Below are 13,433 nucleotides of genomic sequence, written 5' to 3' on the forward strand. Positions count from 1 at the left end.
GCTGTGGTGGGGGGTGGGGGGTTGTGGGTGGTTGGCTATTGTAACCACACCCACCCCCCCCCCCCCCCCCCCGACCCGCGCTTGACCAGGGCCGAAGGCTCCTTTCACCGCATTAGACGCGACGAAGGGAGCCTTCAGCCCACCATCGGCCCGCCCAAGAACACGCCACGTTTGACCTTCGGCTCAAAATAACCCTCATTGCCACTCACGACCCCGGCCAGAATCGTACATATAGACATGAACCGGACACCGCACAGTCAGTAACTGTCCCTTGTGGACACTCAGCGGCGCTTAGGCGTCAGCGAAGAGGGTCCACGCCACGTTTGACTTACCCCTCAAATAGAACCGTCCTTACCACTCACGAGTCAGGAAAGGACGCCGTCCAGCAGTCGCACTCGCCGATCCGCGATCCGGTGTACCTCGTCGTCGTGCGTGGCCACGATGACCGCTGCACCGTCCTCGGCGCAGCGCCGCAACAGCCGAAGCACGCGCGGCGTGCTCCCCGCGTCCAGGTGCGCCGTCGGTTCGTCGGTGAGCAGGACCCGGGGCCGCCCGCTGACCGCCCTGGCGAGCGCGACCCGCTGCTGCTGGCCGAACGAGACCTCGAGCGGGTAGCGGTCGCCGAGGTCGCCGATCCCGAGTTCCTCCAGAAGTTCCGCAACCCGCGCGTGGATGTCCTTCGCGCTGGGCTTCGGGATGTCGGACCGGAGCCGCAGCGGCAACGCCACGTTCTCCGCGATGGTCAGTTCGTTCGCCAGGCCGAGCGCCTGCGGCAGGACGGCGCACGTGTGCCACGGCGGCGCGCCCGCTATCGGGATGCCGTCCAGCAGGACACTGCCGGAATCGGGCGAGTCGAAACCGCACAGCAGGGCCAGCAACGCGCTCTTGCCGGAGCCGGAGCGGCCGGACACGGTGACCAGTTCGCCCGCGGCCACGCGCAGTTCGAGCCCGCGCAGGACTTCCACGTCCCCGCTGGGATGGGGGAACCGGCGGCGCAACCCGACGGCCTCGAGGGCGGGTTCCGCCATCACGGCACGACCTCCCGTTCTTCGACCTTCTCCAGTCTGCCCTTGTGCATCCGTGCCACCCGGCTGCCGAGTTCGATGAGCCGGTCGTCGTGCGAGGCGACGATGACGGCGAAATCCTGACCCGCCAGGTACTTCAGGGTGTCGAGCACCCGGTCGGCCGAGGCTTCGTCCAATTGGGACGTCGGTTCGTCGGCGAGCACGACGGTCGAGCGGCGAGCGAGCGTGCAGCCGAACGCGAGGCGCTGCTGCTGTCCGCCCGACAGCGCGGAGATCCGCCAACTGCCGGTCCCGCCGAGTCCCAGCTGATCGAGGATGTCGTCGGGCAGGCATTCGGTCCCGGCCGATTCCGCCGCCGCGCGGAGATTGTCGGCGACGCTCAGATACGCGAGCAGGTTGTCGGTCGGGTTCTGGAACACCAGGCCGAGGTGGTTCCGCCGCAACGCCCGCCGGTCACGATGCCGAAGCTTCCCGGTTTCGCTGCCCTGGAAGGAGATCGTGCCCCGCACGGGCTGCTCGAACAGGCCGAGCGTCCGCAGCAGGGTGGACTTGCCGGAGCCGGACGGTCCCGCCAGCACGGTGATCCCGCGCGCCGGGATGTCGATGGTGACGTCGTCGACGCCGGTGACGGTGCCCGCGGGCGTCTGGTAGTCGACGCCGATCCCGCGCAGCCGGAAGATCGGTTTCTCAGGCACGGATCAACTCCGCGGTCCGGGCGGTGCGCACCGAGCGCATCGCGATCCAGCCCGCCAGCGCCACGACGAGCACACCGACGGCGAGAACGGTCAGGGCGAGCGGGGTCGGGTCAGGCAGTGCCGACTGCGGTGGCAGGAAGGTCGCCGGGTCGAAACGCGGCACCGAAAGCCCCGCGACCGAGACACCGCAGACGACGCCGATCACCACGGCGAGCCCGCTGAGCGTGCCCAGTTCCATCAGGTGACTCGCCAGCAGGGCACGCGGCCGCATCCCCATCCGCAGCACCAGCGCCCCGGCCAGCGCGTTCTGGCGACGGCGGACTTCGACCGCGACCAGGAGCGACAGCACCGCCACCACTCCGAGCACGGCGCCGAGCAGGGCCATGAAGGAGAACGTCCACGACACCACGTAGAACGGGAGCGCGTCGAGCGCTGACTCCCGGGTGACGCGGTTGACCGCCGTCATCACTCCCACGGAGGCCAGCGCCTCGGTCACCTGCGTCATCGACGAGCTGGACAGCAGGCTCCATTTGGGCACGGAGCGGAGCTGCGCCTCGCTGAGCGAATCCCGTGAGATCACATATCCGGCCTTGGTGCCGATGATCGGGAACATCGGCAGCTCGCCGATCGCCCTGGCGTTCCCGAGACCGGCGGGCAGCGCGGTCTTCTGAGCGCTGTCGTTCCCGATCCGGATCGCCGCGACACCGGTACCGGGGCTGGACAGGCCGTCCAGCAACCGGTCGACGTCGGCTCCGTCGAGCGGGCCGAACGTGGCCGCGTGCCGGAACGTCCGCGGATCCACGACCAGCACGACGTTGCCGGAACCGGTCAGCTCGCCGACGATCGCGGTGGTGTCACCGATCGAGGCGGGCAGCCCGACCTTCCCGGTGCCGACGACGCTTTCGGTGTCGACCCTGGTCTCGGCCCCGACGAAGATGGCGGACTTCGTCTGCAGAGCCTCTTCCTGACCGCGGGCGATGCCGATTCCCGTGGCCAGGGTCCCGATGGCCAGCGTGCCGATCACGAGCACACCGGTGACCGGGGCACGGGCGCTGGCGAGCCGCCGGATGGCCAGCTGCAACGCGGGCCGCGACCACAGCCGGGCCCGATGCGACGCTTGCAGCGCGAGCCACGCCAGCCGTGCGGCGACGAGCCCGACGGTGAGCACGACGAAAACCGGGTACGTGAGCGCGAGCGGGTCGACCTGGGGGAGCGGGTTGCCGATCCGGGATCCCTTGCTGTAGTCGACGAGCCGGTTCCAGCCGAGCAGGGCGACACCGGCCGTGAGCAGCTCCCACGGGAAGAAGGCCAGGAGTTTCACCTTCTTGCGTCGTCCGGAGCGGACCCGGCCGAGTTCGAACTCTCGATGGGTGCGAACCGAGATCACACCGGCGAGCATCGCGAGCGAGACGAGCAGGATCGCGGCAGCGACGAGCGACCCCCACAGCGTCGCCCCGTCGTCCAGTTCCCCCGGTGGTCCGTACACCCCGAGCAGCAGCCGGGCGAGCACCGCGCCCATCGCACCGCCGACGACGATGGGGAGCCCGAGTTCGGCCACCGCGAGCAGCCCGAGCGCCCCCGGACCGCTGCCGCGGGCCGACAGCAACCTCAGCTGCGGATGCCGCCGCTGGTACCACTGCAGGGCGACGGTACCGATCCCGGCGCAGCCCACCAGGATGCTGATGGCCGCGAGCGGCAGGATCGAGATCAGGACATTCGATTCCGCCTGGTTGCTGATCTCCACGGAGCGTTCGAACGGCAGCGACCCGACGATCGCGTCACCGAGGCCGCGGGAACCCAGATCCGCCTTGACCGCGGCGATGAGGGCTTTCCCGCGTTCCTGGAGGTCCTCGGCCTCGCTCACGGTCTTAGGCGGGGCCTCGTAGAACGACATGTGGAGCGTCTTGATCGTCGGGACGCCCAGCGCGCGGATCGTGTCGTCGAACGTCTTCCCGTCGTTGGCGAACATGACCGAGTCGAGCGGGTCGTTGGCGAGCCTGCTGACGACGGCGTTCCGCTGTTGCGAGCACCACCAGCGCGGCGCGGGGTCGGGAAGGTCGCGGTACAGCCCGGTCACCGGAGGTATCGGCGTGCCTTTGATGCTCGGGGTGGCGCCGACCTTGATGTTCTCCGCCCCGGCCACGACGGTGCCGAGCAGAAATCCGGCGCCCGTCGACCCGCTCGCCAGATCGAGATGGCCTTGATGCGCTTGATCCCGATGGGCGAGAACGACCTTGTAGTTGGGGTCGCCGTTGAACTCGGTGCCGAAGAGGTACGGCGTGTAGCGCGAGGTGACCGGCGCGGGGAAACCGTGCGCCGGCGCGTTCCGGCGGACCGAGTCGATGACCTGCGGTGCGACCGCGGCGGGGACGTTGTCCTTGCTGAACACGGGCCCGTAGTAGTCCGGGCACACGATGCCGGACTGGTACGCGACGGCCGCGCCGCCCGCGGCCGAGGACTGCAGGACGGCGGCGGTGCCGAGGAAACAGGCCAGCAAGGCGGTCACCGCGGCGATGATCAACGTCAGGGGACTGGTCAGTGCCGCCCTCGGAGCCGCTCGCCACGGCATTGTCACCCTGGGCCCGCCGGGAGCCCCCCACCTCACCCGCATGGCTACGCACGCTACCGGTCGAGGCGCTCGCGCGACAGAAAGAAATCACCGTTTGTTGCTGACGTGAAGTAAGAGATGGTCCATTGTGGTGATACGGGTGCCCGGCTACTGACTGTCCGTCACCAGCTGATCGATCGGGATGGCCTCACCCGCCTCGCTCTCCGCCGAGAATGCGTTTTCTCCGAGCGCCGCGACCACGACGCCGGTGATCCGGTCGACGTCACCGCGCTCGGCCTTCGGCAGGGGAGCGCCCACCGAACGCCGAGAAGCCGCCGCGGCACCCAGCAGCCGCGCGGCCAGGCGATGGGAGCCCGCCGCCGCTTCCGCCCCGGCCAGACCTTCCAGGCCGAGCGCGATCGCACGGGGATCCTCGCTGTGGCGGGCGATCGCGAGGCCGTCGAGCTGGAGCCGTTTCGCCGTCGCCGCGTCCCCGCGCTGCTCGGCGATGAACCCGAGCTCGGCGAGGACCAGGGTGCTGCCCGCCTCGGACTCCACCCGGCGATGCCAGTCCAGAATGGACAGCAGACGCCGCTCGGCCTCGTCGAACAGCCCCTGGCGCCGTGCGCCGAGCGCCAGCCCTGTTTCGGCGTAGACCTCGCCGGGTTTGAAACCGTGTTCGACGGCCAGCGCCCTGGCCCGCTCGTGAAACTCCCCCGCTTCCTCGAAATTGCCCATGAGCAGCGCCGTCCGGCCCAGCCAGGACAGTTTGTAGGCGACTTCCGGCCATAGCTCGAGTTCCTCGGCGCGGCGAAGGCTCTCCCGATGGACGCGGGCGGCGTGCTCGTAGTCTCCGGCGATCGACGCCAGCATGCCGACGACGAACGATGCCTGCAGCCAGCCCCAGCGTTCACCGAGCCCGTCGAAGATCCCGGCGCTCTGCGCGGCGATCCGGCCGCCGCCGGTGAGGTCGCCGCCGGAGATCAGATGGGACGCCCGATCGCTCAGCGCCGCCGCGACGCTCCAGTCGTCACCGATGTCGCGGGCGGTCTCCCACGCGTCGAGCGTGAGCTTCTCCGCTCGGCACAGGTCGCCGACCGTGGACCACGCGTAGCCGAGGAACCACGACATCCGCGCCCGGACACGGGGATCGGCGATGCCCCGGATGGTCTCTTCCGCGGCGGCGTCCGTGCCGGTGCCGTCGAGCACGGCGATCCCGGTGCGCCAGCCGAGAGCCTGCGCGTACTCGTCGCCGACGCCGGCTTCCGCGCCGAGCACGAGATCCAGCGAGCGCCGGGCCTCGGTGAGCCGCCCGCGGAGGAACCAGAACCAGGTCGTCGCGTTCACCAGCCGCGAAGCGAGCCGTTGTTCTCCTTGTCTCAGCAGCGTTTCCAGCGCTCGCCTGGTGTTGGCGCCCTCGGCGTCCAGCCTGTCGAGCCAGCGGCGCTGCTCCCGGCCGCGCAGCCCCGCGTCACCGCGCTCGGCCAGCTCGACGTGGAAGCTGGCGTGCCGCAAGTACAGGTCGTCGAGTTCGCCCGCTCGCTCGGCGTGGTCCAGGGCGTACGCGGAAACGGACTCCAGCAGCCGGAACCGCGGCTCGCCGGACCTGCCCGGCCTGCTGACCACCAGCGACCTGTCCACGAGCCGGGACACCAGATCCAGGACGTCGACGGCGGCGATCTCGCCCCCCGCGCAGACCGACTCCGCGGCGTCGAGCCCGCATCCCTCGGCGTGGACAGCGAGCCTGCGCAGCACGATCTGCTCGGGCTCGCTCAGGAGGCTCCAGCTCCAGTCGATCATCGCGCGGAGGGTCTGCTGACGGCGCGGGCCGCCTCGCCTGCCCGAGGACAGCAGGCCGAACCGGTCGTCCAGCCGGGCGAGGAGCTCGTGCACACCGAGCGTCCGGACCCGGGTGGCCGCGAGTTCGAGCGCCAGCGGGATCCCGTCGAGGGTGCGGCAGATCCGGGCGACCACCACCGCGTTGTCCGCGTCGAGCGCGAACCCGGGCGCGGCCGCCGCGGCACGAGCGGCGAACAGCCGGACCGCGCTCGATTCCCGCACCGCGGCGAAATCCGGCTGGTCGGGCAGTTCGAGCGGTGGCACCGCCCAGACGTTCTCCCCGGGCAGCCCGAGCGGTTCCTGGCTGGTGGCGAGTACACGCAGCCGGGGCGCCGCCGCGAGCAGCCGTTCCACCAGCGCCGCGACCGGCTCGACGACCTGTTCGCAGTTGTCCAGGACGAGCAGGATCTCCTTGTCCCGTAAGGCATCGGCCATCGAGTTGGTCAGCGACGCGGTGGACGTCGCCTCCTCTCGAAGATCCAGCACGGCCGCGAGGACGACGGCGACGAGATCCTCGGGCGGGCAGGTCGGGCACTCGACGTTGTCCAGGCCCGCCAGCTCGACGAGCCAGGTGCCGTCGGCCATCGCGAGCTTCGACGCGGCCTCGATGGCGAGCCTGGTCTTGCCCACGCCGCCGGGGCCGGTGAGGGTGACCAACCGTGCGTCGGTGACGAGCGCGCCGACCTCCTTGACCGCGGTCGTGCGGCCGATCAGCTCGGTCAGCGCCTCCGGAAGGTTTCCGCGCACGGGCTTGGCGGCGCGAACCGGCTCGAGGTCCGGGCTGCGGGTGAGGATCGCCTGGTGCAGCGCCGCGAGGTCCGGGCCCGGTTCGAGCCCGGACTCGTCACGCAGGCGGGCGCGCAGTTCGGCATAGGTTTCGAGCGCTTCGCTGTGCCGCCCGGCCGCGTACAACGCGCGCATCAGCAGGCCGCGTAGCCGCTCTCGCAGCGGATTCCGCGAGACCAGACCGGCCAGCTCACCGGTGAGGACGGCGTGTTCGCCGAGCGCCAGCCGGGCTTCGGCCCGCTCCTCCTCGGCGAGCAGCCTTTCCTCCTCCAGCCGGTGAGCAGCGACGACGGCGAAGGGTTCGTCCTCGAATCCGGCGTAGGCAGGCCCTCTCCACAACGCCAGCGCGTCCGCTAGCAGCGCGGCCCGCGCGCGTGGGTCGACGGTGTCGCGAGCCCGGGCGGTGAGCGCGCGGAACCGATGGACGTCCAGCTCCCCGGGCTCGACGGTGAGGACGTATCCGGCCGGTTGGTGCGTCACGATCTCCCTGGCGCCCGGCTCGGCCCTCTCCAGAGCGCGGCGCAACTGGGAGACCTTGGTCTGCAGGGTGTTGCCCGGATTTCCCGGCGGGTGCTCGCCCCAGAGATCGTCGGTCAACGACGACACCGACGCCGCCCTGCCGTCGCGGCTCAGCAGCCCGGCGAGCAGGAGGCGGACCTTCGCCTCGGGCACGACGACGGGCTCGCCCGCGGTCGTCCACACGGCGAGTGGCCCCAGCACTCCGAATCGCACGAAACCGACGTTAGCGCGGACCACCGACAAGATCGTGCGTGAACCCGCAGCGATCCGTGCGCGGGCCCCGTCACGGTGGTCCCATGAGCGAACACGGCAAGACCCCGGTGACGGTACTGGGGCTGGGCGCGATGGGAACCGCGCTCGTGGAAGCACTACTGGCCGCGGGCCATCCGGTCACCGCGTGGAACCGGACCGCGAGCCGCGCCGAGGTGGTGGCGGCTAAGGGAGCTTCGGTCACTTCGACCGTTTCGGAGGCTCTCGCGGCGAACGAGATCGTGATCGCCTGCCTGCTCGACTACGACTCGGTGCACAAGGTCCTCGACCCGGTGTCGGCCGGGCTCGAGGGACGGCAGCTGATCAACCTGACCAACGGCACCCCCGGCCAGGCGCGTGAGATGAGTGCTTGGGCCGAGGAACTGGGCGCGGCCTACCTGGACGGCGGGATCATGGCCGTCCCGCCGATGATCGGCACTCCCGCGGCGTTCATCTTCTACAGCGGATCGGGCGCCGTCTTCGGCCGGGCTCGCACCGCGCTCGACACCTTCGGCGGCGTCAACTACCTCGGCGCCGACCCCGGACTGGCGCCACTGCACGACATCGCGCTGCTCAGCGGGATGTACGGGTACTTCGTCGGCGTCATCCAGGCGTACGCGCTGGTCGGCTCGGCGGGAGGGAAAGCGCGGGAATTCGCGCCGTTGCTCCGCGGCTGGCTGGACGCGATGAGCGGTTTCCTGGAGCGCTCGGCCGAACAGATCGACGACGGCGACTACGTGACGGACGTCGTGTCGAACATCGGCATGCAGGCCGGGGCCTACCCGAACCTCGCCAAAGCCGCGGCGGAACAAGGCATCAGCGCGGAACTGCTCACCCCGCTGCAGCCGCTGATGGACAAGCGGGTCGCCGACGGACACGGCGCCGAAGACCTGATCGGCGTCATCGAACTCCTCAAGAAGTAAGGGAAACACAATGATCACACTGATCGGGCTCGGCCCGATGGGACAGGCCATGGTCCACGTACTCCTGGAGAACGGCCACGGAGTGACGGTCTGGAACCGCACCGCCGCCCGCGCGGACGGCGTCGTCGCCGCCGGTGCCGTGCGTGCCGAGACACCGGCGGACGCGGTGTCGGCCTCGGAGCTGGTGCTGCTGAGCCTCACCGATTACGCCGCGATGTACGACATCCTCGGGAAGGCCGAGGACGCGTTGGCGGGCAAGGTGATCGTCAACCTCAGCTCGGACACCCCGGAGAAGACCCGCGAAGCCGCCGAGTGGGTCGAGGCCCGCGGTGGGCGGTTCGTCGCCGGCGGATGCATGGTGTCCGCCGAACTTGTGGGCAAGGACGAGGCGTACGTGTTCTACAGCGGTCCCGCCGACGTGTTCGAGAAGCACCGCGAAACCCTGGCGCTGATCGGGCGGCCGGACTTCCTCGGCGAGGACGTCCGGTTGGCGCAGCTGTTCTACCAGGCGCAGGTGGACATCTTCCTCACCTCGCTTTCGGTGTACATGCACGCGGGCGCGCTGGTGGGGTCGGCCGGGGTGCCGTTGAGGAAGTTCGCCCCGTACGCCAAGGACAACTTCAAGATGCTGGGTTACTACCTGGACGCGGCTGCCGAGCAGCTCGAGAAGGGCGTTCACCCCGGCGACGACGCCAACGTGACCATGATGGGCGCGACGGCCGACCATATCGTCCAGGCGAGCCGGGACGCGGGAATCGACGTGGTCCTGCCGGAGGCGATCAAGTCGCACTACGACCGGGCGATCGCCGCGGGTCATGGACGTAGCTCGTGGACGAGCCTGATCGAGATCATCAAGGCGGACCGCAAGTAGGTGCCCATGATCCCGATTCCGGTCGCGTGAAGGCCGGGTCGTGGTGGGCTGAAGGCTCCCTTCACCGAGTCTGATGCGACGAAGGGAGCCTTCGCCTCCGGGCGGACACGGCGAGGACGGGTCTAACCGTCCTTACCACTCACCACGCCCAGTACCTCCAGAAAGGCCTTCGCCGCCGGAGTGACGGTGAAGCGGTTCCACACGAGGTACTCGATCCGCGCGGGCGCGTCCCGCACCGGCACGGTGACGACGTCGGTCAGGTTCGGTACGTACTTCGACGGCAGCAGCGCCACCCCCAATCCCTGATGGATGAGCCGCGCCATGAAGTCGGCGGCCGTCACCTCGAACGCGACCTCCCTGGTCACTCCCGCCGCGGCGAACGCCTGATCCGTCTGGGCCCGTCCCGCCGATCCCGTCGGGAAGTCCACGAACACTTCGGACGACAGCCGCTTCAAGTCCACTTCGGACTCGGCGGCGAGCGGATGTCCGGGAGCCACCACGGCGATCAGATCGTCGCGGCCGAGTTCGCAGGTGCCCACGCCGTCCGGCCGGTCGGTCACCGGGAGGCCGAGGAACGCCACCTCGATCGCGCCCTCCTTGATCTGCTCGACCAGTTGCCCGCTCGCCCCGACCCGCAGCCCGATCCGGACATGCGGGTATCGGTCGCGGAACGTGTGAAGCGCGGCCGGGACGTCGACCGCCGCGACGGTCGGGATGATGCCGACGGTGAGCCGTCCGCGGATCTCGCCGACGGCCGCCGCGACCTCCGAACCCGCCCGTTCGGCGGCCTCGAGGCATTGCCGGGCCGCGGGCAGGAACGCCTCGCCCGCGGCGGTGAGCCGCACCCGGCGGCTCGTGCGCTCGAACAGCCGCGCGCCGAGCTCCCGTTCCAGCCGGGCGATCTGGTGGCTCAGCGCCGACTGCACGACGAGACACCGTTGCGCGGCGCGCGTGAAGCTGTTCGTCTCCGCCACGGCCACGACGTACCGCATCTGCTGAAGCTCCATGCGTCCATCTTGAATCACGATGGATCAAGTGACAAACATGTGTTGGACTCATTGATCGTCAGCGCCGATGCTGAGAAGCGTGAAAACGCTGACGACCACACCGCTCGCCGCCGGTCTCGCCGGTACCGCGCTGACCGCTTTCGCTCCCATGGTCTGGGGGTCGACCTACGTGGTCACCACCGAACTCCTCCCGCCGGGACATCCGCTGTTCGCGGGGCTCATGCGCGCCCTTCCCGCCGGACTGATCGCGCTCACCATCACCCGTACCCTCCCGCGCGGCACGTGGTGGCTGAAGGCCGCCGCGCTCGGCGTCCTCAACATCGGGATGTTCTTCCCCCTGCTGTTCGTCGCCGCCGAACGACTGCCCGGCGGGGTCGCCGCCACCCTCGGCGCCGCCCAGCCGCTGCTCGTCGCGATCCTCGCCGTGGCCGTGCTGCGGCAGAGCCCGTCCGCGTGGCGGTTCGCCTGGGGGATCGTCGGAATCGTGGGTGTCGGGCTGGTGGTGCTCGGGCCGGCGGCGGGCTTCGACGTCATCGGGGTGATCGCCGGGCTCGGCGGCGCCGGGACGATGGCACTCGGCGTCACGCTCACCAAACGCTGGGGACGTCCGGCGGACGTCGGGCCGACCGCGTTCGCGTCGTGGCAGCTCACCGCGGGCGGGTTGTTCCTGCTGCCAGTGACCTTCCTGTTCGAAGGAGCGCCGCCGGCGATCGACCTGAACGCGGGTCTCGGCTACCTCTGGCTCGGCCTGATCGGCGGATTGCTCGCCTACGTCCTGTGGTTCCGCGGCATCACGTCCCTGCCGGTCACCTCGGTCGCCGTCCTCGGGCTGCTCTCGCCGATGGTCGCCGCGGTACTCGGCGCCGCGCTACTCGGCCAGTCGCTGGGCTTGATCCAGCTCGCCGGGTTCGCGCTCGCGCTGGCCTCGATCGTCGCGGGTCAGATCACCCCGAAGAGTGCCGTCCGATGAGGATCGCCGTGGTCGGGGCATCGGGGATGGCAGGCTCCCGTGTCGTCGCCGAAGCCGCTTCCCGTGGACACCAGGTCACCGCCGTTTTCCGTGGTACGCCAACGGAATCGCCGCATCCGGACGTCGAAGTCGTCCGCGGTGACGCCACCGACGTCGGCCGGATGAGCGCCGTCTTCGCGGGAGTCGACGCCGTCGTGGGTGCGACGAGACCCGAGCCCGGCGCGGAAGACACCGTCGCCGCCACGATCACGGCCCTGCTCGACGCCGCGGCGGGCACCCGCGTCCTCGTCGTCGGAGGCGCCGGGCCGCTGCGCTCGCCGTCGGGTGGGCTCGTGATCGACGATCCGGCGTTCGTGCCGACGGCGTGGCGGACCATCGCCTCGGCCAGCACGAAGCAGCTCCAAGCCTGTGAAGCGCACTCGGGCGACTGGGTGTACCTCAGCCCACCCGCGATCCTCGAGCCCGGCGTCCGGACCGGGGCCTACCGGCGAGGGACGACGGCGATCCTCGTCGCGAAGGACGGATCGTCCCGGATCTCGGCGGAGGATCTCGCCGTCGCCATCGTCGACGAGCTCGAGAATCCGGGCAGGGACCGGCGTTTCACCGTCGGCTACTGAGGCAATCGCCACCTCGGCTCAGGCGGATCGCCAGGGGACGGCGTCTCCGGACTCCGTTCGGCCTCGATCTGGATCTCGATGTTCGTCTTGTGCGCGATCGGGTCCCAGATCTCCTCGATCGGCGCGAGCAAGGATTGGCTGACACCGCAACGCCGGGCACGCGCGGCGTACCACGCGAACCCCGCCAGGAAGAGGGGAAGGCTGAGAAACGCCGCCACGGGTGCCAGGAGGTCCATGCGGCCGACGATACAGTAACGTCGTGTTTCCAGAAACACTCTGTTACTGAATGGGAGACGATGACCAGGCTGACCCGGGCCGAGCAGCAGCGACGCACCCATGACCACTTGCTGGCCGCCGGACGTCAGGTTTTCCTGCGGCGCGGTTTCCTCGCGGCGACGGTCGAGGAGATCGCGGCCGACGCCGGGTACACCCGCGGCGCCGTCTACAAGCATTTCGGCGGCAAAGAAGGACTGTGGCTGGCGATCATCGAAGCCGACGCGGACGGCCATCTGCGCGGACTGCGCGAAGCGCTGGCTAACGCCACTTCGCGCGACGAGGTGATCGCGGCGCTGAACCCCGTCGACGTGGCGGACAAGGACGCGGCGAAGTGGAGTGCGGCGGCCGCGGAAGTGCTCGCCGCGACGGCACAGCAACCGGAAACCGCCGCGCTGGTCGCGGCGATCCAGCGACGCCATGACGACGAGGTGGTCGCCCTGCTGGTCGAACACAGCAGTCGACTGCGTCTCGAACCCGCCATGCCACTGGATCAGGCCGTCGTCATGCTGGGGGCGTTGGGCATCGGCCTCGCGCTGCGCCAGACCGTCGCACCCGCCGCGGATCCCGCCGCCATCCTCACCCACGTACTGGACACGCTTTTCCCGCCCTACACTCAGGACCCGTGATCGATTCCTTCACCACCGCCGACCTCGTCGACGAACACGGCGAGCGGCTGCGCGTCTGCGACACCCAGTTCCGCCAGTTCGGCGGGCACCGGTCCTTCTCGGGCCCGATCCGGACCGTCTCCTGTCACGAGGACAACGGCCTGGTCAAAAAGCTGCTGGCCACTCCGGGTGAAGGCGCGGTGCTGGTGGTCGACGGCGGCGGTTCCCTGCACAGCGCGCTCACCGGCGACATGATCGCGAAGTCCGCGGTCGACAACGGCTGGGCGGGCATCGTCGTCAACGGCGCGGTACGCGACAGCGCTGAGCTCGCCGGGCTCCCGCTCGGGGTGAAGGCACTCGGCACCAACCCGCGCAAGAGCTCCAAGGCGGGCGTCGGCGCTGTCGACGTCCCGGTCGGCTTCGGGGGAGTGACCTTCACTCCCGGAGACACGCTCTACTCCGATGACGACGGCGTCGTGATCCTTCCCGCCGCCTGAACCGGC

At 70.0% G+C, this 13,433-nt stretch carries 12 protein-coding genes; 6 read left to right on the top strand and 6 right to left on the bottom strand.

All coding sequences use genetic code 11. The features are described 5' to 3' along the window. Positions 1-365: 365 nt before the first annotated feature. The 4 genes from ACIRGA_RS28765 to ACIRGA_RS28780 form a co-directional block, all read right to left on the bottom strand. Positions 366-1,028, bottom strand: a complete 663-nt coding sequence (locus ACIRGA_RS28765) for an ABC transporter ATP-binding protein (protein WP_400946562.1) — start codon at positions 1,026-1,028, stop codon at positions 366-368. Further along, entirely contained in the window at positions 1,028-1,720 is a 693-nt protein-coding gene (locus tag ACIRGA_RS28770; protein ID WP_400946565.1) for an ABC transporter ATP-binding protein, read from the bottom strand. Before ACIRGA_RS28770 ends, ACIRGA_RS28765 begins: the two co-directional genes overlap by 1 nt. Further along, positions 1,713-4,289: an FtsX-like permease family protein gene (locus ACIRGA_RS28775; protein WP_400946568.1), complete on the bottom strand. Its 2,577-nt coding sequence runs from the start codon at positions 4,287-4,289 to the stop codon at positions 1,713-1,715. The genes ACIRGA_RS28770 and ACIRGA_RS28775 overlap by 8 nt, the downstream gene beginning before the upstream one ends. 147 nt (positions 4,290-4,436) lie before the next feature. After that, on the bottom strand, positions 4,437-7,625 hold the full coding sequence (locus tag ACIRGA_RS28780) for a BTAD domain-containing putative transcriptional regulator (RefSeq protein WP_400946571.1): 3,189 nt from the start codon (positions 7,623-7,625) through the stop codon (positions 4,437-4,439). 83 nt (positions 7,626-7,708) lie between these two features. Between ACIRGA_RS28780 and ACIRGA_RS28785 the strand changes: the two genes are divergently transcribed. Then, a complete protein-coding gene (locus tag ACIRGA_RS28785; RefSeq protein WP_400946574.1) occupies positions 7,709-8,584 on the top strand; it encodes an NAD(P)-dependent oxidoreductase in 876 nt (291 codons plus the stop codon). Between the two features lie 10 nt (positions 8,585-8,594). Next, positions 8,595-9,455: an NAD(P)-dependent oxidoreductase gene (locus ACIRGA_RS28790; protein ID WP_400946577.1), complete on the top strand. Its 861-nt coding sequence runs from the start codon at positions 8,595-8,597 to the stop codon at positions 9,453-9,455. A gap of 122 nt (positions 9,456-9,577) precedes the next feature. On the opposite strand, the gene ACIRGA_RS28795 is transcribed toward ACIRGA_RS28790, so the two are convergent. Further along, the gene (locus ACIRGA_RS28795; RefSeq protein WP_400946579.1) at positions 9,578-10,462 is read right to left on the bottom strand and encodes a LysR family transcriptional regulator; all 885 of its coding nucleotides are present in this window, start codon (positions 10,460-10,462) and stop codon (positions 9,578-9,580) included. A gap of 79 nt (positions 10,463-10,541) precedes the next feature. Here ACIRGA_RS28795 and ACIRGA_RS28800 point away from each other — a divergent pair, with 79 nt between their 5' ends. Together ACIRGA_RS28800 and ACIRGA_RS28805 are read left to right on the top strand one after the other, a co-directional pair. Further along, positions 10,542-11,432, top strand: coding sequence for an EamA family transporter (locus tag ACIRGA_RS28800; RefSeq protein ID WP_400946582.1), 891 nt, complete (start codon positions 10,542-10,544; stop codon positions 11,430-11,432). Then, a complete protein-coding gene (locus ACIRGA_RS28805) occupies positions 11,429-12,049 on the top strand; it encodes an NAD(P)-dependent oxidoreductase (protein ID WP_400946584.1) in 621 nt (206 codons plus the stop codon). The genes ACIRGA_RS28800 and ACIRGA_RS28805 overlap by 4 nt, the downstream gene beginning before the upstream one ends. Here the strand turns inward: ACIRGA_RS28805 and ACIRGA_RS28810 are convergent. Beyond that, positions 12,043-12,285, bottom strand: coding sequence for a hypothetical protein (locus ACIRGA_RS28810; RefSeq protein ID WP_400946587.1), 243 nt, complete (start codon positions 12,283-12,285; stop codon positions 12,043-12,045). The genes ACIRGA_RS28805 and ACIRGA_RS28810 overlap by 7 nt on opposite strands. Before the next feature lie 60 nt (positions 12,286-12,345). Here ACIRGA_RS28810 and ACIRGA_RS28815 point away from each other — a divergent pair, with 60 nt between their 5' ends. Both ACIRGA_RS28815 and rraA read left to right on the top strand, forming a co-directional pair. Beyond that, positions 12,346-12,951, top strand: coding sequence for a TetR/AcrR family transcriptional regulator (locus ACIRGA_RS28815; protein ID WP_400946590.1), 606 nt, complete (start codon positions 12,346-12,348; stop codon positions 12,949-12,951). Further along, a complete protein-coding gene (gene rraA / locus ACIRGA_RS28820) occupies positions 12,948-13,427 on the top strand; it encodes a ribonuclease E activity regulator RraA (RefSeq protein WP_400946592.1) in 480 nt (159 codons plus the stop codon). The genes ACIRGA_RS28815 and rraA overlap by 4 nt, the downstream gene beginning before the upstream one ends. Positions 13,428-13,433: the final 6 nt, after the last annotated feature.

This window comes from Amycolatopsis sp. NPDC102389, assembly GCF_044765885.1.
In the GTDB taxonomy this organism is placed as follows: domain Bacteria; phylum Actinomycetota; class Actinomycetes; order Mycobacteriales; family Pseudonocardiaceae; genus Amycolatopsis.